Here is a 23,113-nt window from a genome sequence, read left to right as displayed (position 1 = left end):
ATACATGTCAATTATTAAATCTGTGTTGGAAAGGAAGATTTAAGATATGGAAGCTGCACTCCTGTTAGGAACATTACCCGAAGCTTACTCTATTTTTGGTCCAGTGGTGGACGTTCTACCAGTCATCCCTGTGTTCTTCTTGCTGCTAGCCTTTGTCTGGCAAGCCGCCGTGGGCTTCCGGTAAACTTCTCCCCCGCTAGAAAACCGGTTTGGCTCTAGGGGTTGGTTTGATCAGAAAATATCTACAAATTTAGACATATCTACCAAAAAGCTCTAGGTTGTGTCAGAAAGGAGTAGTACAAACCCGACGGATGAATCCGGGGGAAAGTAACCTCACTACCTGACCAACGTTTGTCTCTCGGAAGACTATGTGATCAATAATCCCTACGATTCATCCCACCTATGAACCGGTTAGGTCAGGGTGGGATGATGACTTGGCAGGGTTGATGACGGTATAGATTAGCAGTAGGGGTGTACGAACTATCAACCTGCGATTGAAGCCAGGCTGATAGTTATAGGTGTTTTTTGTCTTTTTTTGTCTAACTAATAAGTGACAATAGATAAGCAACGGCGAATTGGAAGTCTTTTCAAGTAGATAACCAAAGCCGAAACTGTACTTGAAGCATGACAGTAGCCAGATTTTCTAGTGTTGATAAAGCAATCAAAAAAAGAAAAGTTGGCGATAGGGCATCCTGTGAGTAGTAAAACTTGCCGATATGTTGGATGAAGACTATCCACCGGTTGTTAAGCTAAAATGCAGGAAGCTGTTTGTATAGGCTAAATGCCAGTTTTTGCTGTCAAAACTATCAATGTAGAATTACCCAAGATATTAGTCAGGTGGGCATCAATAATTGGGATAAGGGTGGTTGACCACGGCGAAGTTGAAGACAAATTTCAGATAATCCGATTGATAGCTTGACACAATAAGCACGACTTGCTTCCTAACCAAAAAAAAGCCAAATGGTAGTGTAAGCAACTTCGCTTCCATTGCTTCTGCTCAATCGATTAAATCGATCGGGAAAATACAAAGAGCAACGTTTCCAACTTAGGTCAGGGCATTGAATCAAGGAATGAGTCACTACTCTACAGGGTGATCGAACCGTTGATCGTATTATTTATAGAATCATCAAGGGTGAACATCAAGGGTGATCGTTTCTAGTAATAACTATTATATATGAGTGCTCAGCTGGTAAAAGTGGCGACAGAAGAGTCACCAAACAAATCAAAACTTATTAGCCCCCAGGTGGAAAATCCCTCCCCCCCGCCCCGAAAATCTGCGAAAGCTTGGTCGCGGCTGAAACGCTTGGGGCAATATGTTGGGATAAACCCAGCATTGGTAGCGAGTTTGGCGGTAACTGGTTTAATGCTAGGGTCTAAGCACCTAGGAATGTTACAGTTTTTTGAGTTAAAGGCTTTCGACCGGATGATAGAGCTGCGACCAGCTTTACCACCCGATGACCGCCTCTTAGTAGTAGAGGTGACTGAGCCAGATTTAAAAGGCACAACAGCTCCAGGAGGGTCTTCAATCAAAGATGCTGTAATGTATGAGGTATTACAGAAGTTGGAGCAACATCAACCCGCTGTCATTGGTGTCGATATCTTTCGAGACAGTCCAGTAGAACCGGGTCATGGCGAATTTTCTGAACTACTGCAAAGTAGCGATCGCATAATCCCAATTTGCTATCGGGGTCAATCAGAAGCATCCAGTGTTGCAGCCCCCCCAAACATTTCTCAGCATCGTGTAGGCTTTGTTAATCTACTTGAAGATCCCGATGGAATCGTCCGGCGGGCTCCATTATTTTTTGACAATACCAGTGATAATACCAGCATCGTGGGTTGCACCACCAGATTATCATTCGGCTTTCAGTTAGCCCGAAGCTATTTGGAACAGCGGGGAATCAAGCCCGAAAACATCTCCCGAAAACAGATGAAGCTAGGAAAAACAGTCTATAACAAGATATCTCCTACTGCTGGAGGTTACCAAAAGGGAGATACGGGAGGCTACCAAATTTTATTGAATTACCGCTCTGCTGATCACCTTGCCGATACCGTTACCTTAACTAAGGTTCTGAATGAGGAGATTGAACCGGACTTGGTCAAAGACCGGATTGTCCTAATCGGGATGAATGCTCCTAGTATCAAAGATGATGACTTCTTAACACCCTACAGTTTTGCTCAAAAAGAAAGCAAGCATATGCAAGGAGTCATGATACATGGTCAAATCGTGAGTCAACTGCTCAGTGGCGCACTTGGAGAGGGAAGAGCACAGTTTTGGTTTTGGTCTGAGTGGACAGAAGGCTTGTGGATTTGGGGTTGGACACTAATAGGGGGCGTGTTAGTTGGGGTAAGCCGCAACACTCGACAGTTAGTACTATCTGAGAGTATTGCTCTAGGTATTTTGCTCGGAACATCCTACCTGCTATTTCTCAACTCAGGATGGATACCTGTTGTGGCACCTGCGTTGGCATTAATCCTTTCGGGTACTGGTGTAATGACTTACACCGGTTACAAGGCTAAACAGGAGAGCATAAAAGCAGAGCAAGAGCGCCGCAAAATTGAAGCCAAAGCTCAAGAACAGGAACAGAACTTGGCCTTGTTACAGGCGTTGTTGAAAGAACAAAACAAAACCATCTCCAGCACTAACACCAAAACTATACCGATACCACAAACCGATTTATCTCAAGAAGATGCCACAGCAATTTGGAACCCAACAGCTGGTGCAGACCCTGATGGCACATCGGTAGAGTACCGACCCGAACATAACCTCCTAGCTGGACGCTACCAAACCAAGCGTGTTCTTGGTTCAGGTGGGTTTGGTCTAATCCATTTAGCAGAAGATACTCAGCGACCTGGTTCACCCCAGTGTGTGGTCAAGCAATTGAAACCGGCTCGTAGCGATCCGCAATTCTTGAAAATTGCCAGACGGCTATTCCGCACTGAAGCAGAAATATTAGAAATCTTGGGTAATCATTTAAAGATTCCTCGACTACTAGCTTATTTTGAAGAAGATAAAGCATTTTACTTAGTGGAAGAATATATTCCCGGTCAGTCCCTGAGTGACGAATTGCCCGTAGATAAACGGCTTGGAGTAAAGGAAGTCGCGGATATCCTGAAAGATATTTTAGAAATTCTTGTCTTTATCCACAAATACGGCGTCATCCACCGGGATATCAAACCTGGCAATATTATCCGTCGTGAAACTGATGGTCAACTGGTACTAATTGATTTCGGAGCAGTTAAACAGATTAAAAGCCCAGAGCAGAGTCAGGAAGAAAATGCTACGGTTGCCATTGGCTCTCGCGGTTATGCCCCACCAGAGCAATTAGCGGGACACCCTAGTTTCAATAGTGATATTTATGCTTTAGGTATGATTGGGATTCAAGGATTAACTGGCATTCGTCCCTATCAATTGCCCATTTCTCCAGAAAGTGGTGAAGTGATCTGGCGTAATCTGGCAGATGTACCTGAAGAATTTGCCCAAATTATAGAAAAGATGGTAACCTATCATTTCGCTGACAGATACCAGTCAGCTGAGGTAATCCTACAAGATTTGTCCAAAGTGATTGGTGGGTGAAGCCATGGAGGAAAAAGGCAAGAGGAAGACTATGGAAAAAATACCTTTAACTATCACTACACCTATTACTGATAATATCCAGCAGATTCTTCAACAGTTAAAGCCTAATGTCCGTTTAATTGCAGTGAGCAAAACCGTATCTGTGGAAAAAATGCGGGAAGCCTATGGTGCGGGAATTCGGGATTTCGGAGAAAATCGATTGCAAGAGGCTTGTGCTAAGCAGGAGCAGTTAAAAGATTTAGAGGGGATTTCCTGGCATTTTATCGGTCACTTACAAAAAAATAAAGCTAAACTAGCTGTTCAAACAATGGACTGGATCCATTCCGTTGATGATTTAAAGTTAGCCCAGAGTTTAAATCGGCGGGCTAATGAGTTAAATAAACGACCTAAGGTTTGTTTACAAATTAAGATATTGCCCGATCCTAATAAATATGGTTGGTCTGTTGAGCAGTTATTAGAAACGTTACCAGAATTGGAAGCTTGCGATTCCTTAGATATTCAAGGGTTAATGACAATTCTTCCCTTGGAGTTATCGGAAGCTGAAATTTTTGATGCATTTGTAGAAGTTGCTAAATTCAAGGAACAGCTTAATCAAACAACTCAGTTAAATTTAAAAGAAGTGTCAATGGGAATGTCGGGAGATTATTTGCAGGCTATTAAAGCAGGAGCAACGATGATTCGCCTAGGAAGCAAGATTTTCGGAAAACGTGAATAATTTTTGAGCATTTTTAATGGTATTTTGCGCTGGGACCCCGGTCGGGTTTACCGAGAAGCGTCAACGGGCACCAATAAATCGGTCAAATTGGCTAAATACTGCAAAATTGGCTAGCCTTACCATACCTAAGACCAGACAATAAAGGAGGTCGGAGTTGGATAGGAATAGGTGCTCGAAGAAATGTTTAACTTGAACTTAGTGGACTTGGAAACAAATACTACAAATACTAGTGTAATTCTCATAGGTGATAGTGGCAACGATACTCTCAGCGGTGGCTCACAGGATGATACCCTCAAAGGTAGAGCTGGGGATGATATTCTCAATGGTCGAGGGGGTAATGACCGTCTTGAAGGGGAGGAGGATTCAGATGTTCTCAACGGTGGAGAGGGTAATGATACTCTGATTGGTGGCTCAGGGAATGATGTCCTTACTGGTGGACCGGGTCCTAGCTTTGGCTTGAGTTTGTTTGAGGTTAAACAGACATCTGATCATGATTTCCTCGACGGTGGCACAGGAAATGACACTCTCAACGGAGCAGATGGTAATGATACCCTAAAAGGCGGAGCTGGTGATGATTCCCTTTTAGGTGATGTTCGTAGACGTTTGACTGGAATTCCCATCAACTATAATCCAGGTCGTGACATCCTGGATGGTGGAGACGGAAATGATGTGCTCGAAGGTGGGGGTAGCAGTGATACTCTCATTGGTGGCACTGGCAATGATACCCTGATTGGTGATGGTGATGATCAAAATGTCTTTGGTGGTGGGAATGATTATCTAATTGGTGGCAATGGTGATGATTCTCTAGTAGGTGGCAACGGAAGCGATACCCTGACTGGTGGTCACGGATCTGATATCTTTAAGTTCACATTTACAAATCGTCCATTACCAATCTTCCCGCCTTCAATGCCTCCATCACAACCGCTACAATTTTCAAGGGGAATCAACATAACTGATAGTTTCCTATTGCCGAGGAACGATGACTCGGAAGTGCCACGACCTGAAAGCGGAATTGACAGGATTACAGATTTCAATGTCCAACAGGGAGATAGGATTGAAATTGTTAGTTTTGGGGAACTTGATATTGATCAAATCTCCTACAATAAAACTACAGGTGCTCTGTCTTTTGAAGAGCAACAATTTGCTCAACTACAAGCAGGTCTTGATTTCAGTCCAGAGCAGCATATTGATTTACAAGTCTTCCCTCCTCGTTCCTTTGTTACCGCTCCTCCTAGTGCGTTTTAGGCCAATTTAGTAATTGGTAATCGGTAATTGGTAATTGGATTAGGATTACCGATTACTAAAATCTTGATTGAATTTTGCCGAGGTCACTAGTTGTTAAGGTTTGGTTAAAATAGGGAATCATATCATAGTTTTGAACTATTTTGGATAAGTCTTCCAACTTCAAAATTATGGGATTCGATATAATGGGATGCTATGAAAGAGCCGCTACGCGAACGCATTCCCTAGGAACCCCCCCAATCTCCCCACACTTCCCACTCTCCCTCTAATTATAGGTATTAAACCTGACTTGATATTATTCCCTATTCCCTATTAATAATTTTATTCGGACAAGGAAGACCTTGCTCAAAGTTAGTAATATTAGATAGTGTAGTTTCAGCAATGTTATGGAGGGCATTTTCAGTTAAAAAAGCTTGATGAGCAGTAATGATTACATTAGGGAAAGTCAGTAAACGTTGAAAAATATCATCTTGAATGACTTCATTAGACAAATCCTCAAAAAACAATTCAGATTCTTCCTCATAGACATCCAGAGCGAGATAGCCAATTTTCTTGGACTTGAGGGCAGCGATAATGGCTTTGGTATCAATCAATCCCCCTCGGCTAGTATTAATGAGCATCACACCTGGTTTCATCTGCTCTAGAGCTTCGGAATTAATCAGATGATAGTTTTCAGTAGTTAAGGGACAGTGTAGGGTGACAATATCAGAGATAGCAAAGAGTTCAGCTAGCTCTACATACTTGACCCCTAAAGCTTGACAATCCGGGTTGGGATAGGGATCATATGCCACTAATTGACACCCCATACCATTGAGAATTTGGGCTACCACAACACCAATTTTACCAGTTCCCACAATGCCTACAGTGCGACCATGCATATCGAATCCCAAGAGTCCATCTAGGGAAAAATTTCCTTCTCGTACTCGAGAATAAGCACGATGTATCTTGCGATTCAGGGCTAGCATTAAGCCAATCGTATGTTCAGCGATCGCGTAAGGGGAGTAAGCCGGAACACGCACTACTATCATGTCCAATTCTGTCGCTTTTGTGACATCCACATTATTAAAACCAGCGCAGCGTAGAGCAATTAGACGAGTTCCCTGTTGCGCCAGCTTTTCCAACACTTGTCCGTTGAGGGAATCATTGACAAAAACGCATACTGCTGGACATCCTGATGCCAAAATAGTCGTTTGAGTATCGAGGTGCGGTTCAAAAAAAGTTAATTCATGACCATATTGGGAATTAACAGCTTCCAGAAACTGTCGGTCGTAGACTTTGGTACTAAAGACAGCGACTTTCATAGATGTAATGCCAAAACAAGCTTAATTAAATTTTAGATAAAAATTTAAAGACTAGGTTTAAAGAAAAGGTTAATTCTCTGGTAAGCATTTAACAGTTAGCTATCAGCGGTCATGTATAGCACTACCCATTAAGGTGTTTGACATTCCTAAACTCCGAAACTTAGTCATAGCTTACTTCTGACTTCTGACTTCTGACTTCTGACTTGCGCGTAGCGCTATAAATGCTTACCTTCTCTTTTATTTATTTGAAGTTTAACACAGATCAGTGGGAGAGATTGACACCAATTACCACAGTCTTAAATTAAGTTAAAGGATTAACAAATAATGAGTAGAGTGAGCTATAAACAATAGCTTGGATGCCTAGCAAAAATCATTGAGTCACATCTGGTTGCTTTGCAATCCGTTAATGATAGTTTTGATGCTCCCAGCTGTCAACAATAAAGGAAGAATTAATCTTCTCTATTGGATGACATTGTCTTGATGCAGAGCGCGAGTGGGGGTTTCCCCAAGACTAGGCTGCATCGCTGGATCAGGATTCTTAATTATCGACAAACGTAAATTTGTAAACCTCTTAAAGGAGATTTGTCCATGGCAACTGTCAAAGTGGGTATCAATGGATTTGGTCGTATCGGACGACTCGTATTCCGTGCTGCCCTCAACTACCCAGAAATCGAAGTGCTGGGCATTAATGACCTAGTTCCACCACAGACTATCGCCTATTTACTCAAATACGACTCAACCCATGGTCGTTTCAAGGGTACCGTAGAAGCTGAAGCTGATGGAATTGTGGTCAATGGCAAGAAAATCCCCTGTGTCTCAATTAAAAACCCAGAGGAACTGCCTTGGACGAAACTCGGTGTGGAATATGTAGTAGAATCTACGGGTCTATTTACCACCTATGATGGGGCATCTAAGCATTTACAAGCGGGAGCGAAGCGGGTGGTAATCTCTGCTCCTACTAAAAACCCTGATTTGGTTCCCACCCTGTTGATGGGTGTCAATCACGATACCTATAACCCAGGTATTGATAGTATCGTTTCCAATGCCAGTTGCACAACTAACTGTCTTGCTCCCATTGCTAAAGTGATTAATGACAATTTTGGGCTAGCGGAAGGGTTAATGACTACCATCCATGCCATGACTGCTACCCAGCCAACGGTAGATGGTCCAATTGACACTCCCCGCCCTATAAGAGCGGGGATTCTTCACTCAACGATCCGACTTGCTCAACCTGGCCGGAACCAAGAAGAGTAGAGGCCAAATCTCCTGAAGCGTTCGGGTCGATAACCCAAGTTCCGACGTGCCCCGTCGTACTTACGGCTCTATTGCGAATGTTGATTGCAGCATTGTGGTCGCGATCAAGTTCGCATCCACATTCACAGACATGAGTCCTAGTGGATAAAGACTTTTTGACTACCTCACCGCAATCAGAGCAGTTTTGACTGGTGTAAGCAGGATTCACCGCAACAGTTATCCTGCTAAACTTAGTACCAAAATGCTCTAACCATTTTCTGAATTGATACCAACCTGCATCATTAATAGACTTAGCTAGACAATGATTTTTAACTAGGTTCTTGACCCTCAAATCTTCATAGGCGACCAAATCGTTAGATCGGATTACGCAACGTGCCAGTCTCTTAGCATGCTCTTCACGTTGCCTACTTATTTTGAGGTGATGCCTATCCAGTCTATTAATGGCTTTCCTGCGATTGGACGAGCCTTTCTTTTTGCGAGATACTCGACGTTGATAAAACTTTAGTCGCTTTTCTCCCTTCCGGTAGAATCGGGGGTTAGGTTCTGAGTGACCATTGGAGTCTGTATAGAACTCTTTAAGTCCTACGTCCAATCCGATCATTTCGCCAGTGTGCTCCACGTCTTCTTTCACGTTGACTGCAACGCAAAATTGAACATAGTACCCATCAGCTCTCTTGACTATCCGAATCCGGTTAATTTGCTTCTTATCAAAGCGCCACAAGTCCCAGGTACCTTTGAGCTTAAGCCTCCCAATCCCTTTTTTATCCGTAAATGTTATTGACTTTTTGTCAGGTGACAGTTTCCATCCCGACTTTTTGTATTCAACAGATCTAGCGCGTTTCTGGAATTTAGGAAAACCCTTTTTGCCTGAGACTTTTTTCTTACAATTATCGTAAAAGCGAACTATCGATGACCATGCTCTCTCAGACGCAGCTTGTCGAGCAGTAGAGTTTAACTCATTCGCAAAAGGGAAATTCTTGGCAAGGATTTTAGAGTATTTACTCAAATCACCTTTTCCAGTCCCTTTATTGTCCATCCATAAACGGATGCAGCTATTTCGGATAAATTTAACTGTCCGAATAGCCTCGTCAATGGCTGAGTATTGGGACTCTTTCCCTTTCGCTTTAAACTCTAAAATAATCACCGAATTTCGACCCTATTTTATATACTTTTATATTAGCAGAGTTGTATAAAACTGTAAAGTAATAGTCCAAGAAAAAAGCCGTCCTAGAAGGACGGGGCTTTAGACCCAAAATTTTTGGTAAAGCAGATGCGATTGACCGTAGGTCACGCGGGGCGCGATTGGCCTACGGCCACGCTACGCGAACGCATCTGCTGACTCCGTTTGAGACTAATGAACTATTGGTGATTAAGTAAAGGAAAATATTTTCCTTGCCGATACTCCCAAGTGATGCCCTCGGGATCCCGAGAGCGACTCCACTGGCTGAAGTTTGGGTCAGTGCGCATCCTCTTGAGTAACCTGTCCCCACAACGGAAGCGATCGCACATCTGTTTGACACTGTAGGGTTTTACTAAAATACCCTGGGATGACCCATTAGTCGTGGGAGTAGTCTCCTCGATCTCAGGTTCAAAGGTGGCTGGTGATTCCTGATTAACCTGATTAAGTAAAGGAAAGTATTTTCCTTGCCGATACTCCCAAGTGATGCCCTCGGGATCCCGAGAGCGACTCCACTGGCTGAAGTTTGGCTCAGTCCGCATCCTCTTGAGTAACCTGTCCCCACAACGGAAGCGATCGCAGATCTCTTTGACACTGTAGGGTTTTACTAAAATACCCTGGGATGACCCATTAGTCGTGGGAGTAATCTCCTCGATCTCAGGTTCAAAGGTGTCTGATGATTCTTGATGAACCTGATTAACCTGATCAACTAAAGGAAAATATTTTCCTTGCCGATACTCCCAAGTGATGCCCTCGGGATCCCGAGAGCGACTCCACTGGCTGAAGTTTGGGTCAGTGCGCATCCTCTTGAGTAACCTGTCCCCGCAACGGAAGCGATCGCAGATCTCTTTGACACTGTAGGGTTTTACTAAAATACCCTGGGATGACCCATTAGTCGTGGGAGTAGTCTCCTCTATTTCAGGTTCAAAGGTGTCTGATGATTCTTGATGAACCTGATTAACCTGATCAACTAAAGGAAAATATTTTCCTTGCCGATACTCCCAAGTGATGCCCTCGGGATCCCGAGAGCGACTCCACTGGCTGAAGTTTGGGTCAGTGCGCATCCTCTTGAGTAACCTGTCCCCGCACCGGAAGCGATCGCACATCTTCTTCACACTGTAGGGTTCTACTAAAATACCCTGGGATGACCCATTAGTGGTGGGAGTAGTCTCATCGATCTCAGGTTCAAAGGTGTCTGATGATTCTTGATGAACCTGATTAACCTGATCAACTAAAGGAAAATATTTTCCTTGCCGATACTCCCAAGTGATGCCCTCGGGATCCCGAGAGCGACTCCACTGGCTGAAGTTTGGGTCAGTGCGCATCCTCTTGAGTAACCTGTCCCCGCACCGGAAGCGATCGCACATCTTCTTCACACTGTAGGGTTCTACTAAAATTAGCTCTGATGAAGATTTAGCAGGAGTAATCTTCTTTTTAGCAGAGGTAGCTGATGGAAATGCTGTGGTGATCTCGCCAGCTGGTAGAGCTTCGACGATATAATCTGCCAACGGCACCTCCTGGCTGTAAACCCCTTTAGTTGTGTGATACTTGATGATGCTTTCCCCGCTAAACCAATCTAGGGCTGTCCTCACAAAAAGCCACCCAGCTTGGGGGGACTTCTCCAGACATACTGGTGTCTTCTGACCACTGGTAAGATTAACCAAGTTGTGTGTTGGCTTGAACATCCCCTTTTCGGGTATATACAGCTCATCTTGCTGACGTTTCCGCCTCGGACTACATTCGAGACAGTATTTAGGAGGCTTACCAGGATAGCACTCACGAGTAGTCATATGATTGCATTTCGGGCAGAAAAAGGTAACTGGACGGGTATGGATCGTACGAGTATGAGCACGCACGATAAAGGTTTGAGAAGGCATAAGTGATCAACGTATCAATAGTTATCTAGCAACAGTTATCTAGCAACCTGAGTGTGATATAGTTGTTCTGGTGCCGACAGCAATTCTAGGTATATCCCTAGGCAGTACCTGCCGTAACTAGATCATCTCTATCATCTAGAGTCAGCATTTCTGCTTGTTTGATGATCTTAGGCAAAACTTCGTCAGCAATAACTAAACTCCTAAATAGTTAATACTGATCGCTTTTGCTCGCATCAGCTATTTTTGATAAAGTTTAGTATGGTGCTAACGTTACACAATAGCAGATTCATGCTAAATCCGTCAGACTACTAGAATCGAGATTAATATTTGATTGTGCGTACGCGCCATTGCGACCTTGCATTTGTGAGCCGATTTCCAACTCTCCTAACCCTCCAAAGTCCGAACTGTAAGCACCTGGGGTGGTGTCGAATCCGGGGGATAGAGAAAATCCACCTGTAGCTGCCTAACTTCTTCAGGGGCTAAATTCAACGTCACCAATGGATGCCCTGGCTGTCCTCGTCGCTGCACTAAATGCACATAGCGCGTCTGAGCCTTTCGATCATCATCATCATAATTTATTCTGAGTGTACCCCGAAAGAACACGTTTTCAACCCGTGGGTTCAAAAACAGCAGTCGATCAGTACCCCCCTCATCCTTCAATGGCGTTTGCAGCGATACCGTCACCGTTTGGGGTTGATTAGTAGTATTCTTCAATGGTAAAGTTATATTGTATTCTACCCCATAATTACTGTGGGCAAAGTAGGCCGTATCGGGATAGCGCCTTAACATCGGTGCACTTTGAATTTGCCCTGTACTCAGAGTAATCAGATGTAGGGTCCCCAACACATAAGAAAATGCCTGCCCGAGCTGAGGAATACTCAAATAGTTAACATTTGGATTATCTTGAATCAGCACTTGCCATTGAGAACCTTGGGAAACACCAGCCACCCGACCAAACACCGTCGGTTCTTGAGGTGGTTCGAGAGGAGTGGGTATCGGTCCACGGGGTTGAGCTAAGCTACCCGTATCCAGTAGGTTTTGCCATTCTGCTACCGTAGGTTCCCGATAGTTTCCATTGCCATCACGAGGGGCTTTCATCGCTAAGTTAGCCAGATACACCATCCCATCACTTCGTAACCGCATCATGGTAGAACGACCATTGGAAGCTGGTGATCGTTTAACTGGAATTGGCTGATTCATTAACATCTGGCTTTGTTTTGCCTTCAGCACCAGTTTAGCGGGAAACATTTCTTTGAGAATTCCCCTGAGTACATCATTCATTGTCCGACTGCCAGGACCAGCATAGACTGTACCGTTGGGATTATCTACCATATCCGGCAACGAGATAAACGGTGCATCTGGGGTAGACAGATAACTCGCCCCTTGCAAGACGTCCACTGTAACAGGTGTGTCATTGGGATTATAAACTATCAATCCTTGGTAAAGGGGATGGGTTTCCGCCTGAGTCTCTGCTCTAGCAATATGGTGGCTAAAGATATCAAACCGTCCATTAAAGCCATAGTCAAGGTGGGCAGAAGCAACTTGTTTCCCTTCCGGTGAAAACGTAGACAGCAAAATTCCCTCACTTCTGACTAGTTCTGGACTATTGCTATTAAAGACAGGCACCTGATCCAATTGCCCTGGTAAACTACGAACATCATCAGGATAAACTTCCACTCCAGCAATATACTGAGGTGGAACAGCATAGATGTTTAACGCCCGACACAGCAAAGCCGCTACTTCACCACGGGTAGCACTCTGATTTGGTTTGACCTGTTTGATATTGGGATAGTTAACCACAATAGTATTAATTGCTGCGGATGCGATCGCATTTTTAGCATACTGGGGAATCTGGGTAGCATCAGTAAAATACCGTCTGATAGTTCCATCGGGATCTGACGGGATAGGGAAATTCTTTGCTCCTGCTAAAACTGCGATCGCTTGCACTCGAGAAATGGACTCATTGGGTTTAAATCGTCTGCCAGGATAGCCCGAAAAAAATCTTCGCTTGTAGGCATCTTGAATCACATTTTTGGCCCAATGATTACTAGGTACGTCCTTAAAACGAATACCACCCCGCTGAATCGGTGCTGAGGGAAAGGCATTCAGCATTAAGACGGCAAACTCAGCGCGGGTAATTCTAGAATTAGGACGAAATTTACCATCCGGGTAACCACTGACCAACTTACGATCCCGCAGTTGGTTGATACAATCTCTCGCCCAATGATTTTCCAGGTCAGGGAAAGTAGCGGTATTGGTCATAAGTAGTATGTAGTCTAAACTGCTTGAGTGTGGGTAACTAACTTGGAATTTTTTACTTCAAGCCCACGATCAGTTCTATTTATGATATTGTTGGTCAATTAACCGGGGTGTTATCCCCTGTAACAACATACTCAACATAGTCCTTATCTATGTTGCTAACATAAATTTCATAATAAAACAATAAAAACTACGATTGGTTCAATGACTGACAATTCTAAAATCCAAGACCAAGATGATTCGACCATAGACTCTTCCCAAGATAACCTAGAGGAAAAAGTTATCAAGCCATCAGTTCTAGGAACTATTCCGGTTGCTCCAGATGGGTTTAAGTCTGGCTTCGTGGCGATTGTAGGACGTCCGAATGTGGGGAAATCCACACTGATGAATAAACTGGTAGGGCAAAAAATTGCTATCACTTCGCCCGTGGCTCAAACCACCCGAAATCGGCTGCGAGGTATCTTGACCACACCGGAAGCTCAGTTGATTTTTGTGGATACGCCAGGGATTCACAAACCTCATCATCAACTGGGTAAGGTCTTGGTGAAAAATGCCCAAATAGCGATTGAGTTAGTGGATGTGGTGCTGTTGGTGGTGGATAGTACGGTGGAGGCGGGAGGAGGCGATCGCTTTATTGTTGATCTACTGAGCCATACTAAGACACCAGTAATTTTGGGTGTGAACAAATCAGATATACAACCTCGACACAGTAGGGGAGAATCAATCGATGCTAGTTATGCTAAACTAGCTACTGCTCAAGGCTGGGAAGTCGTAAAATTTTCTGCCCTGACAGCTGATCGCTTAGACCTATTGCAGCAGAAATTAATTGAACGCTTAGAACCAGGGCCATATTATTATCCCCCTGACTTCTTAACCGACCAGCCAGAACGGTTTATCATGGGGGAATTGATTCGAGAGCAAATCTTACTCCTAACTCGTGAGGAAGTCCCCCACTCGGTTGCTATTACTATTGATTTAGTAGAGGAGCAACCAAAAATTACCCGTATTTTTGCTACGATCAATGTAGAGAGAGACTCCCAAAAAGGTATTTTAATTGGAAAAAAGGGTAATATGCTCAAACAAATTGGTACTGCGGCTCGTCAACAACTTCAAAAGTTAGTTGCTGGTCAAGTTTACCTGGAATTGTTTGTGAAAGTAAAACCGAAATGGCGACAATCTCGCTTACGGTTATTAGAGTTGGGATATCGGGTTGAGAAGTAATAGTAAGTCTACTATAGCTATAGTATTTTTTGCTATGTAAACTTATGAGTGATAGAAATACAGATAAATTTTAAACTTGGTTCAAGAGCTAATTTTAATACTTAATCATTAACAATTAGTCTAAACTGCAAATACTTGTTCAACTGTCAAAGCTAACTCGGGAAATGTTTGTGATTCAATCTTTTTATTTCCTGTAAATTCTGTCAGATCATAAAACCCATCAACTAAACGCAAAACCGAAACCTTAGACTTAATTGGATCAACAATCCAATATTCAGGCACTTCCCGCACCGCGTATTCAGAACGCTTGTAGCGGTAATCATCTTGGGGATTACCTGCACTAACAATTTCTACTGCTAGTAGTGGTGCTGATTCCAGCACCGCTGATGACATGGAACTGATAGCTTGCCGCTGATTTTCTGAGATAATGACTAAATCAGGAATTCTAGATTTATTCTCAGCTGTGCGAACCCCAAGATTACCAGGCATAACAACCCAATCTAAACTAACCCTCTCAATTTCTCTATCAAATTGCTTGAATAAAAAAAGCATAATCAGGGCATGTAGTCCACTAGCAGGTGGCATAGCAATAAGCTCTCCATTAACAAGCTCATACTTGTAGTCAGTGTCATCATGGTAGGAAAGATAGTCTTCAAATGTGTAAAACTTTTTGGCAGTTTGAATCATTTGAGTTGCCTCCTAGAAAACCGTTTTCTTAGTGTAGTTAAGGTGGGTTTTGTAGACGGTTGACGGTTAACCGTCTACAAAAACCTATTGTAGGTTTATTTCTAGTGGTTTATTTATCTGAATCTACCGACTCTTCCTGGTCTGGGAGTTCCTGGTCTGGGAGTTCCTGCTCTTCGATTTCCTGCTCTTGATCTGAAATGGGAACCAAAGCAACCGCTGCGATCGCATCTTCATCATCTAACTTTTGCACTCTGACCCCAGTTGCCATGCGAGATTGGGGAGAAATAGCATCAACAGCTTGACGAATGATAATCCCTCGACTAGTGACTATCATCAATTCATCCCCTTCATTAACTACCTGTAGGGCTGCCAGTTGGTCTTTGGGTAAACGGAATTTGGTTGAGCGAACTCCCATACCCGCACGGTTTTGTAGCCGGAATTGGGATACCGGTACCCGCTTACCATAGCCTCCCATAGTGACAATTAATACCCAAGGACCTTGAGCTGCTGTTTCCACCATCTCAGAATCACTAAGGTCTTCTGTCTCTTCCTCTGAATCCTCAGCAGCAGCTAGACTAGCGATGATTTGACCGGACAAAATATCCATACCGATTAATTCATCATCACCCTTTAGTTTCATAGCCTTAACTCCTCTGGTCGCACGACCGAGGGGGCGGAGTTGATCATTGTCACACTTGAAGTGAATTGCCATGCCATGACGAGACCCAATTATGATGCTGTCTTCTTCCCTAGCACGAAGTACCCACCGCAACTGGTCTCCTTCCCCGAGGGAAATAGCAATTAATCCATTTGCCCGAATTTTGCTGAAAGCATCTAGAGCAGTTTTCTTGATGTAACCCTTATGAGTTAACATGACTAGATATTCATCATCCGTAAATTCAGATACCGGTACAATAGAAGTAATTTTTTCTTCGTGGGGAATGGGTAACATCTGCACAATCGGTACCCCCCTGGCGGTGCGAGATACAGCCGGGATTTGGTAGGCACGCAGAGAGTACACTACACCGCGATCGCTAAAAAATAAAATGCTATCGTGGTCGCAGCAAGTGAAGAAATGCTCTACCTCATCATCATCTTTGATCCTGGCAGCAGCTTTACCACGAGTTGCCCGAGCTTGAGCTCTAAACTCATCCACAGGCATGCGTTTGATATACCCTTGCTCAGTCAGCAGAATCACAGCTTTTTCATTAGCAATCAGGTCAGTATCATCCAGTTCCCCTTCAACCTGTTGAATTTGTGTGCGGCGTGGTGTGGCAAAGTTCTGTTTCAGTTGCTGGGCTTCAGTTTCAATAATCTCCAGGATGCGACTTCGGCGAGCTAGGATATCCCTTAAATCCGCAATCCGAACTTGTAATTCCTCATGCTCAGCTTGAATCTTTTGGGCTTCCAAAGCAGTCAGACGGCGCAGCTGCATTTGCAAAATAGCATCAGCTTGGGCTTCAGATAGACTAAATTCTGTAACTAATTGTCCTCGTGCTGTAGTCGTATCCGCCGCCCCCCGAATCACCGCAATCACAGCATCTAAGCTATCTAGGGCAATTAGTAACCCTTGCAGTAAATGATCCCGTTCCTCAGCTTTGCGCAATTGATATTGAGTCCGTCGGGTAATGGTTTCAATGCGGAAATCCAGGAAAACGTTTAAGAACTGCTTTATGGTCAGCAACTGGGGTTCATTGCCCACCAGGGCTAGCATATTTGCTCCAAAATTAGTTTGGAGGGGGGTTTGCTTGTAGAGATTATTCAGGACAACTTTGGGATAAGCATCGCGCTTTAGTTCGATTACGATGCGCATGCCATTGCGATCGCTTTCATCCCGAATATCGGAAATGCCATCAATGCGCTTATCATTGACCAATTCAGCAATCTTTTCGATTAAACTTGCCTTATTAGTTTGGTAAGGTAGCTCAGTAATAATAATGGCTTCCTTGTCTGGACGACCTCGTTGCCCAATGGTTTCAATTTCTGCCACACCTCGCATGGTGATAGAACCCCGACCACTGGTGTAAGCATCTTTAATACCCGATGTTCCTAAAATCTGTGCCCCAGTGGGGAAATCTGGACCAGGGATATACCGCCTTAATTCCTTATCAGTGATTTCGGGATTATGGATCACGGCCACTAAGCCATCCACCAACTCTCCCAGGTTATGAGGGGGGATATTGGTTGCCATACCCACAGCAATCCCCGATGAGCCGTTGAGCAGTAATTGGGGAATCCGTGCCGGTAAGACAGTCGGTTCTTGCTGGGAACCGTCAAAGTTATCAACAAAGTCTACAGTTTCTGACTCAATGTCCCGGAGTAGGGCATTGGTAGCGATCGCTTGCAAGCGGCACTCTGTGTAACGCATTGCCGCTGGGGGGTCGTTGTCTACTGAGCCAAAATTTCCATGACCATTAATCAGAGGCGATCGCATGGAGAAATCCTGAGCCATGCGCACCAAAGCGTCATAAACAGCAGTATCCCCATGGGGATGATACTTACCCAACACTTCCCCCACCACACGAGCGCATTTGCGGAACGGACGCTCTGGGCTTAATCCCAGCTCATGCATCGCATAGAGAATCCTTCGGTGTACTGGCTTGAGCCCATCCCTGGCATCTGGTAATGCCCGACCTACTATGACGCTCATGGCGTATTCTAAATAAGACCGGGACATTTCGTTCCGCAAATTTGTCGGGACAATGCGTTCTTGGGATGTACTCATAGTTGGACAAACTCCCTTATTATCGAGGATTTTGCTAAAAAAATCGGTTAAAATCTCTCAAAAGAGGCTTTTAACACCTTTATTTTCCAAATTTGGCTGGTTATTTTTAAATTTTAACACAAAATCTCGACTATAGCCGGTAACAGAACCACGGGCAAGCCTTAGACAATGAGCAGATTCGCGCTTCTTGTGCAAAAATTATGGGAAAAAGACCGAAAATTTCCTAGGGCAGCTTAGGACATTCACCTCTTCTTGCTGATGTTGACTGGCGGTCTATACCACCAGATTGTTTTCCTTCCCTGACTAAACCTCAGAAGTTCCCAACAACTAAGGAGTTTTTGATGAAACTATCCTATGTTTTGATCGGCTTAGCTATTTTTGCCTTCATTTTGAGACCAGATTTAATCCCTGCCAGCCTCGCTCTAGCTCTGATCGCTTTTGGTGTCGTGTTTGGTCTGTTTAGGGATCACCTGATGAAATAATCGGAAAGGTTAATCTATTCACAAGTACCTTGCTCTAAAACGTTTTTCCATAATTTTGGCTGAATCGTGCTATAATATGTTCCCTGTCATTTACTCCGATGAGTTTCTTGAACACGATAACGGTCGGTTTCACCCAGAACGACCAGAACGTTTAACGGCGATTGTGAATGCCATCAAAGCTGCACCTTGGGCTGACCAAATTAAGTGGCAGTTACCGACAGCGGTGGAAACTCGTCGAGTGATGCCTCTAGTACAACAAATTCATAGCCAGCGCTACATTGAGACAGTTGAAAAAATTGCTAGGAGTAATGGTGGCAGGTTAGATGCGGACACAGGGATATCCCCCCGCAGTTACGATGTTGCCCTACTCGCCGTTAGTGCTTGGCTAGATGCGGTAGATCAAGTCCTCACTACCAATAATTCAGCCTTTGTTCTAGCCCGTCCCCCTGGTCATCATGCTGAACGTCAGAGAGGGATGGGGTTTTGCTTATTTTCCAATGCTGCGATCGCAGCTTACTACGCCTTAGAGCAATCGGAAGTCGAACGGGTTGCCATCTTAGACTGGGATGTCCATCACGGCAATGGCACTCAAGATGTTGTGGAACGAGATGCTCGCATTGCCTACATCTCCCTTCATCAATCCCCTTGCTATCCTGGTACAGGCCAAGCCAGTGAACAGGGGTTTCACAATAATGTCCTCAATCTTCCCATGGCACCAGGCAGCACGTTAGCAGATTACCAGCCTATGTTTGAACAGAAAGTGATGCCATTTTTAACCAAATTTCAGCCAGATTTATTGATTGTCAGTGCTGGTTATGATGCTAATGCCGCAGATCCTTTGGCAAATATTGCCTTGCAGCCAGATGATTATGGGCTATTTACGAACTATTGTCTGCAACTAACTCGTCGGATTGTTTTTGGTTTAGAGGGGGGGTATGAACTCACTGCTCTAGCTCAGTCGGTGCTAGCAACAATTGAAGCTTGTTTGACTTAGAGAGTTGATCTGGGTAAGTATAGCTAGGTGTAAGTATAGCTGGTTAACTGTAAGCATTCAGCTATCAGCGTGTCGCGTATCAGCTTATGGGTTAGGTGGTCCCAACGTCGAAGCCTGTGTCACTAGGCTACTTTTTGCGCAGGGTGCGCGTAGCGCAGTACTTTTGAATAAAATAAGCTGACCACTGACCGCTGACTGCTGAATGCTTACGGTTAACTATAGCGCTACAGTATGCGGCTATACTCAAAACAATTAAATGTTTCAACCCGCCATACTGCTTTAATTGTTTTGGAAACAAGAGTAGTTAGATCAACTTAACTGCTCTAAGTCCAAAAAATAGAGTCAGAGCCACAACAGTGGCACCAGCTAGAATTACAAAGTAAGCGATTGCTCCAGAGATCATATTATTCTCCCAAAAATTGACTATTATAATAATATTACCTAATTTTACCTGATCTTGAGTCTTATTCCTCAGAGCAATAGTCAACCGTCAATAGTCAACCGTCAATAGTCAACGGTGAACAAACATGGAAGACAATAAATTTTTTCGTTTTGTGTGGCGCTTTAATGCCATTGTTATTATGGCTACTGGATTGCTAGCAATAGCAGTTTTAGCTTTTGCTGCTATCGAGATAGTCAAAAGCACTACGAGAGAGCGCCAGGGGATTAACATTGTTAATGTTAATGACGATAGCTCAAGCTCTCAAGAGTGGGAGCTGGGTAATCTCAGGGAGGTTGATGGCACAACCTATCTAATGGTGCCGCTTTACTCAGACCAATCTTATACCCAATCCTATTATAGCAAATCGACACGCTCAACTATAAACTATTTGTTTTTGGATAGTGAAACAGGGAAAAGCAAATGGATCTTTGCTAATAATGACTATCTAATTACTAGCGATAGCTTCATTTCAGAAACTAATGATAGAGCTAATAACAGGGTTGAATCTAAACCAGTTATAGCAGTTTTATACCACCTTATTAAACAAGATACCAATGGTGATGGAAGATTAACAAACAATGATATGCTCACAATAGCATTTACCCATTACAATGGTAATGACTATCAGGAAGTAGTAAGTGGAGTAGATAGATTTTTGGGTTACAAGGTTCTAAACGCAAATAGCCTATTAATTTTGTACCAGCGGGATGCTATTGCCTATTCAGCAAAGGTTTCTTTAGATAATTTCGCTCTCTCCAATGAAACAGAATTACCTAAAGTAGGTCAGCCCTGAATCTCACCCTCGATAAACTGAATCCTACTCCCTACTCCCTACTCCCTACTCCCTACTCCCAGCTGTTGAAGCTCCCTAAAACCCAGGACGAAAGTACCTCTCCCAATTAAGAACTGCTATAGATAAGAGTTTCAACCCTTAACCGAACCGGCTAAAATCCCCCGCACAAAGTACCGCTGTAGAACAAAAAACACAATCAGTGGTACAATCATGGTGATAAATGCACCAGAGGTAAGAAGATGCCACTGCTGCCCACGATAACCTACTATATTTGTTAATCGGATCGTTAACGGGGCAACGTCTGGTGTAACTCCGAGATAGACTAAAGCAACTAGCAAGTCATTCCATACCCAGAGAAATTGAAACACGGCAAATGATGCGATCGCAGGCATGGATAGAGGCACAATCAGCTGGGTAACTATGGTCAGATGAGACGCACCATCCACTGCTGCTGCTTCGATTAACTCCTGAGGCAAACTAGCAATATAATTACGCAATAAATAAATTCCTAAGGGCAAACCATAGCCTGTGTGGGCTAACCAAATACCTAATAATGTACCGGAAAGTCCTAGATATCCGTAGACTCGCAATACCGGAATCAGAGTCATCTGTAACGGGACTACCAGCAAACCAACTACTACCATAAACAGGACTTGGCGACCAGGAAATTTCATCCAAGCAAACCCATAGGCAGCAAAAGTAGCGATCACAATCGGAATGACTGTAGCGGGAATCGAGATAACCAGACTATTGAGAAATGCCTGTCCCATCCCTTCGGAGGTAATCACATCAATATAGTTACCGAGGTGGTATTGGGTGAAATTGAAGGGGTGTTGGAAGACTGACCACCAACCGGTTTTGAGCACATCATCTCGGTAGCGTAGGGAACTAATGAACAAGCCAACAGTGGGTAGAGTCCAGATCAAAGAGATGATAATCAGGGTCAGATGAATCGGGATTTTCCAGAAGAATTGCTGTAGATGTTGGGATTTTGCTACAAAGAGCGGTTTTGGTACCATAGCTGGGTTAAAGTCATGTCTGGAATAGTCGATTTTTTTCCAAGATAAGCGCTTTGTGCAACCAATCCCACAACAGCAGTGGTTAAACAACTGGGCAAAACAACTGGGCAAAACAACTGGGCAAAACAACTGGGCAAGATGCGATCGCATCACCCCAAGCCTTATAGAATTTCAACCATAGCTAGAACAGTTGCTTAACTCGGTGACGCCATCAGAATCAAATTTTAACTTTAATCTGAATACTATAGCATTTCTAAATCAATTAGAAATAATAAATCATAATTACCGTTTTTGACCTTAACCAAAATCCTTCTATGTCTTGATGCAGTCGCGAATGGGGGAAATCCCCTTTGGCCTCACTGGCTCACCTGTTCCCTTGCTGCATCGCTACTTGATTAACTCTTGCCTCTTGCCTCTTGCCTCTTGCCTTTCCCAAGCGGGAGTATGTTCACAATTCAAATAATAATTATATATTACTATCAACGGCTGTTCTCCTGCTCTCGAAATCGACGGATATTGCTAATCATAACTGGAATAATAACTAGTAATAAAATAACTGCGATCGCACTACCTCGTCCAAAGTTCCGATAATTGAACATTTCCTTAATCATACGAGACGCAATCACTTCCGTATTTTGATTACCACCGGTCATCACCCAGACAATATCAAAGACTTTCAGCACCGCTATTACTACAGTAGTCACAACCACAGCAATAGTCCCTCGTATCATCGGAATAGTAATTGTCCAGAAGATTTGCCACTCACTAGCTCCATCTATCCGTGCAGCTTCGATAATATCTTTGGGGATACCTTTGATTGCAGCAGAGAGCAAAATCAAGCAAAACCCTGTCTGCAACCAAATCATAATCACAATCAGAGCATAATTATTAAGTTCGCGCTCCACTAACCAACCTACAGGCTCAAATCCTAAACGGGTAATAATGCCATTGAGTAAGCCAATTTGTTCTGATCCAGCTGGACGAAAAGCATAGATAAATCGCCAAATCACGCTAGCCCCCACAAAGGAAATTGCCATGGGCATAAAGATTATGGACTTGGCTACCGGTTCATAGCGTACCCGATCCACCAGCACCGCAATAATTAAACCCAATCCTACACTAAACCCTGTTACCAATACCAACCAAAGGACATTGTTACGAAAAGCGATTAGCATAGTAGGGTTGGTAAAGGCAAAGATGTAATTGTCCAGTCCCACAAAATTTTGCGATCGCTTATCCAAGAAGCTGATATAGATAGTATTGAGGGTGGGCAGAATCAGGTAAGCGGTTAGTAATGCTAAAGCAGGGGCTAAGTATACCCAAGCCATAAAATGCTTTCGCGTAGCGTGAC

General features: G+C 43.8%; 19 protein-coding genes and 1 pseudogene. 11 read left to right on the top strand and 9 right to left on the bottom strand.

Going from position 1 to position 23,113, the window contains the following annotated elements:
• The first annotated feature begins 46 nt into the window (after window positions 1–46).
• From LYNGBM3L_RS35225 to LYNGBM3L_RS34565, 4 genes are all read left to right on the top strand, one after another.
• Complete coding sequence (locus LYNGBM3L_RS35225; protein ID WP_008177837.1) at window positions 47–184, top strand: photosystem II reaction center protein K; 138 nt, start codon at window positions 47–49, stop codon at window positions 182–184.
• A gap of 990 nt (window positions 185–1,174) precedes the next feature.
• Complete coding sequence (locus LYNGBM3L_RS00740) at window positions 1,175–3,574, top strand: CHASE2 domain-containing serine/threonine-protein kinase (protein ID WP_008177832.1); 2,400 nt, start codon at window positions 1,175–1,177, stop codon at window positions 3,572–3,574.
• 31 nt (window positions 3,575–3,605) lie between these two features.
• The gene (locus tag LYNGBM3L_RS00735; RefSeq protein ID WP_044491833.1) at window positions 3,606–4,289 is read left to right on the top strand and encodes a YggS family pyridoxal phosphate-dependent enzyme; all 684 of its coding nucleotides are present in this window, start codon (window positions 3,606–3,608) and stop codon (window positions 4,287–4,289) included.
• A gap of 168 nt (window positions 4,290–4,457) precedes the next feature.
• Entirely contained in the window at window positions 4,458–5,534 is a 1,077-nt protein-coding gene (locus LYNGBM3L_RS34565; protein WP_165691857.1) for a calcium-binding protein, read from the top strand.
• Between the two features lie 299 nt (window positions 5,535–5,833).
• Here LYNGBM3L_RS34565 and LYNGBM3L_RS00725 read toward each other — a convergent pair whose 3' ends face one another.
• A complete protein-coding gene (locus LYNGBM3L_RS00725) occupies window positions 5,834–6,832 on the bottom strand; it encodes a 2-hydroxyacid dehydrogenase (protein ID WP_008177826.1) in 999 nt (332 codons plus the stop codon).
• A 588-nt stretch (window positions 6,833–7,420) separates the two neighbouring features.
• Between LYNGBM3L_RS00725 and LYNGBM3L_RS00720 the strand changes: the two are divergent.
• Window positions 7,421–8,032: pseudogene (locus LYNGBM3L_RS00720) on the top strand (type I glyceraldehyde-3-phosphate dehydrogenase); the annotation flags it as partial.
• Here LYNGBM3L_RS00720 and LYNGBM3L_RS00715 read toward each other — a convergent pair.
• The 3 genes from LYNGBM3L_RS00715 to LYNGBM3L_RS00705 form a co-directional block, all read right to left on the bottom strand.
• Complete coding sequence (locus LYNGBM3L_RS00715) at window positions 8,019–9,230, bottom strand: RNA-guided endonuclease InsQ/TnpB family protein (RefSeq protein WP_008177823.1); 1,212 nt, start codon at window positions 9,228–9,230, stop codon at window positions 8,019–8,021. The pseudogene LYNGBM3L_RS00720 and the gene LYNGBM3L_RS00715 overlap by 14 nt on opposite strands.
• Window positions 9,231–9,445: 215 nt before the next feature.
• Window positions 9,446–11,053, bottom strand: coding sequence for a hypothetical protein (locus LYNGBM3L_RS00710; protein ID WP_161603112.1), 1,608 nt, complete (start codon window positions 11,051–11,053; stop codon window positions 9,446–9,448).
• Window positions 11,054–11,524: 471 nt separating this feature from the next.
• Complete coding sequence (locus LYNGBM3L_RS00705; protein ID WP_008177816.1) at window positions 11,525–13,402, bottom strand: DUF3370 family protein; 1,878 nt, start codon at window positions 13,400–13,402, stop codon at window positions 11,525–11,527.
• Between the two features lie 201 nt (window positions 13,403–13,603).
• On the opposite strand from LYNGBM3L_RS00705, the gene era reads away from it, so the two are divergent.
• Entirely contained in the window at window positions 13,604–14,620 is a 1,017-nt protein-coding gene (gene era, locus LYNGBM3L_RS00700) for a GTPase Era (RefSeq protein ID WP_008177814.1), read from the top strand.
• A 120-nt stretch (window positions 14,621–14,740) separates the two neighbouring features.
• Here the strand turns inward: era and LYNGBM3L_RS00695 are convergent, their stop codons facing one another.
• A complete protein-coding gene (locus tag LYNGBM3L_RS00695; protein ID WP_008177811.1) occupies window positions 14,741–15,307 on the bottom strand; it encodes a Uma2 family endonuclease in 567 nt (188 codons plus the stop codon).
• 109 nt (window positions 15,308–15,416) lie between these two features.
• Complete coding sequence (gene gyrA, locus LYNGBM3L_RS00690) at window positions 15,417–18,032, bottom strand: DNA gyrase subunit A (RefSeq protein ID WP_044491792.1); 2,616 nt, start codon at window positions 18,030–18,032, stop codon at window positions 15,417–15,419.
• A gap of 341 nt (window positions 18,033–18,373) precedes the next feature.
• On the opposite strand from gyrA, the gene LYNGBM3L_RS42560 reads away from it, so the two are divergent.
• Together LYNGBM3L_RS42560 and LYNGBM3L_RS00685 are read left to right on the top strand one after the other, a co-directional pair.
• Window positions 18,374–18,514, top strand: a complete 141-nt coding sequence (locus LYNGBM3L_RS42560) for a hypothetical protein (protein ID WP_008177807.1) — start codon at window positions 18,374–18,376, stop codon at window positions 18,512–18,514.
• Between the two features lie 76 nt (window positions 18,515–18,590).
• Window positions 18,591–19,508, top strand: coding sequence for a histone deacetylase family protein (locus LYNGBM3L_RS00685; protein ID WP_008177803.1), 918 nt, complete (start codon window positions 18,591–18,593; stop codon window positions 19,506–19,508).
• 304 nt (window positions 19,509–19,812) lie between these two features.
• On the opposite strand, the gene petL is transcribed toward LYNGBM3L_RS00685, so the two are convergent.
• Window positions 19,813–19,911, bottom strand: a complete 99-nt coding sequence (gene petL / locus LYNGBM3L_RS39340) for a cytochrome b6-f complex subunit PetL (protein WP_071106406.1) — start codon at window positions 19,909–19,911, stop codon at window positions 19,813–19,815.
• Between the two features lie 124 nt (window positions 19,912–20,035).
• On the opposite strand from petL, the gene LYNGBM3L_RS00675 reads away from it, so the two are divergent.
• The gene (locus LYNGBM3L_RS00675) at window positions 20,036–20,743 is read left to right on the top strand and encodes a hypothetical protein (protein ID WP_008177798.1); all 708 of its coding nucleotides are present in this window, start codon (window positions 20,036–20,038) and stop codon (window positions 20,741–20,743) included.
• A gap of 131 nt (window positions 20,744–20,874) precedes the next feature.
• Here LYNGBM3L_RS00675 and LYNGBM3L_RS00670 read toward each other — a convergent pair whose 3' ends face one another.
• Window positions 20,875–21,762, bottom strand: a complete 888-nt coding sequence (locus LYNGBM3L_RS00670) for a carbohydrate ABC transporter permease (RefSeq protein WP_044491826.1) — start codon at window positions 21,760–21,762, stop codon at window positions 20,875–20,877.
• A gap of 55 nt (window positions 21,763–21,817) precedes the next feature.
• Here LYNGBM3L_RS00670 and LYNGBM3L_RS48250 point away from each other — a divergent pair, with 55 nt between their 5' ends.
• Window positions 21,818–21,943 carry a hypothetical protein gene (locus LYNGBM3L_RS48250; protein WP_267871961.1) on the top strand — a complete coding sequence of 42 codons (126 nt, stop codon included), beginning with the start codon at window positions 21,818–21,820 and terminating at the stop codon, window positions 21,941–21,943.
• Between the two features lie 138 nt (window positions 21,944–22,081).
• Complete coding sequence (locus LYNGBM3L_RS42555; protein WP_154659635.1) at window positions 22,082–22,225, top strand: hypothetical protein; 144 nt, start codon at window positions 22,082–22,084, stop codon at window positions 22,223–22,225.
• A 16-nt stretch (window positions 22,226–22,241) separates the two neighbouring features.
• On the opposite strand, the gene LYNGBM3L_RS00665 is transcribed toward LYNGBM3L_RS42555, so the two are convergent.
• Complete coding sequence (locus tag LYNGBM3L_RS00665) at window positions 22,242–23,090, bottom strand: carbohydrate ABC transporter permease (RefSeq protein WP_008177794.1); 849 nt, start codon at window positions 23,088–23,090, stop codon at window positions 22,242–22,244.
• Window positions 23,091–23,113: the final 23 nt, after the last annotated feature.

The organism is Moorena producens 3L (assembly GCF_000211815.1).
GTDB lineage: Bacteria > Cyanobacteriota > Cyanobacteriia > Cyanobacteriales > Coleofasciculaceae > Moorena > Moorena producens.
The sequence above is the reverse complement of the archived record's forward strand: the minus strand, read 5'-3'. Positions and strand labels throughout refer to the sequence as shown.

Excerpts from the sequence above, each read along its gene's own strand:
- LYNGBM3L_RS35225 (WP_008177837.1), top strand. The coding sequence starts at position 47 with ATGGAAGCTGCACTCCTGTTAGGAACATTACCCGAAGCTTACTCTATT.
- LYNGBM3L_RS00740 (WP_008177832.1), top strand. The coding sequence starts at position 1,175 with ATGAGTGCTCAGCTGGTAAAAGTGGCGACAGAAGAGTCACCAAACAAA.
- LYNGBM3L_RS00735 (WP_044491833.1), top strand. The coding sequence starts at position 3,606 with ATGGAAAAAATACCTTTAACTATCACTACACCTATTACTGATAATATC.
- LYNGBM3L_RS00725 (WP_008177826.1), bottom strand. The coding sequence starts at position 6,832 with ATGAAAGTCGCTGTCTTTAGTACCAAAGTCTACGACCGACAGTTTCTG.
- LYNGBM3L_RS00710 (WP_161603112.1), bottom strand. The coding sequence starts at position 11,053 with ATGACTACTCGTGAGTGCTATCCTGGTAAGCCTCCTAAATACTGTCTC.
- LYNGBM3L_RS00705 (WP_008177816.1), bottom strand. The coding sequence starts at position 13,402 with ATGACCAATACCGCTACTTTCCCTGACCTGGAAAATCATTGGGCGAGA.
- era (WP_008177814.1), top strand. The coding sequence starts at position 13,604 with ATGACTGACAATTCTAAAATCCAAGACCAAGATGATTCGACCATAGAC.
- LYNGBM3L_RS00695 (WP_008177811.1), bottom strand. The coding sequence starts at position 15,307 with ATGATTCAAACTGCCAAAAAGTTTTACACATTTGAAGACTATCTTTCC.
- gyrA (WP_044491792.1), bottom strand. The coding sequence starts at position 18,032 with ATGAGTACATCCCAAGAACGCATTGTCCCGACAAATTTGCGGAACGAA.
- LYNGBM3L_RS42560 (WP_008177807.1), top strand. The coding sequence starts at position 18,374 with ATGAAACTATCCTATGTTTTGATCGGCTTAGCTATTTTTGCCTTCATT.
- LYNGBM3L_RS00685 (WP_008177803.1), top strand. The coding sequence starts at position 18,591 with ATGTTCCCTGTCATTTACTCCGATGAGTTTCTTGAACACGATAACGGT.
- petL (WP_071106406.1), bottom strand. The coding sequence starts at position 19,911 with ATGATCTCTGGAGCAATCGCTTACTTTGTAATTCTAGCTGGTGCCACT.
- LYNGBM3L_RS00675 (WP_008177798.1), top strand. The coding sequence starts at position 20,036 with ATGGAAGACAATAAATTTTTTCGTTTTGTGTGGCGCTTTAATGCCATT.
- LYNGBM3L_RS00670 (WP_044491826.1), bottom strand. The coding sequence starts at position 21,762 with ATGGTACCAAAACCGCTCTTTGTAGCAAAATCCCAACATCTACAGCAA.
- LYNGBM3L_RS00665 (WP_008177794.1), bottom strand. The coding sequence starts at position 23,090 with ATGGCTTGGGTATACTTAGCCCCTGCTTTAGCATTACTAACCGCTTAC.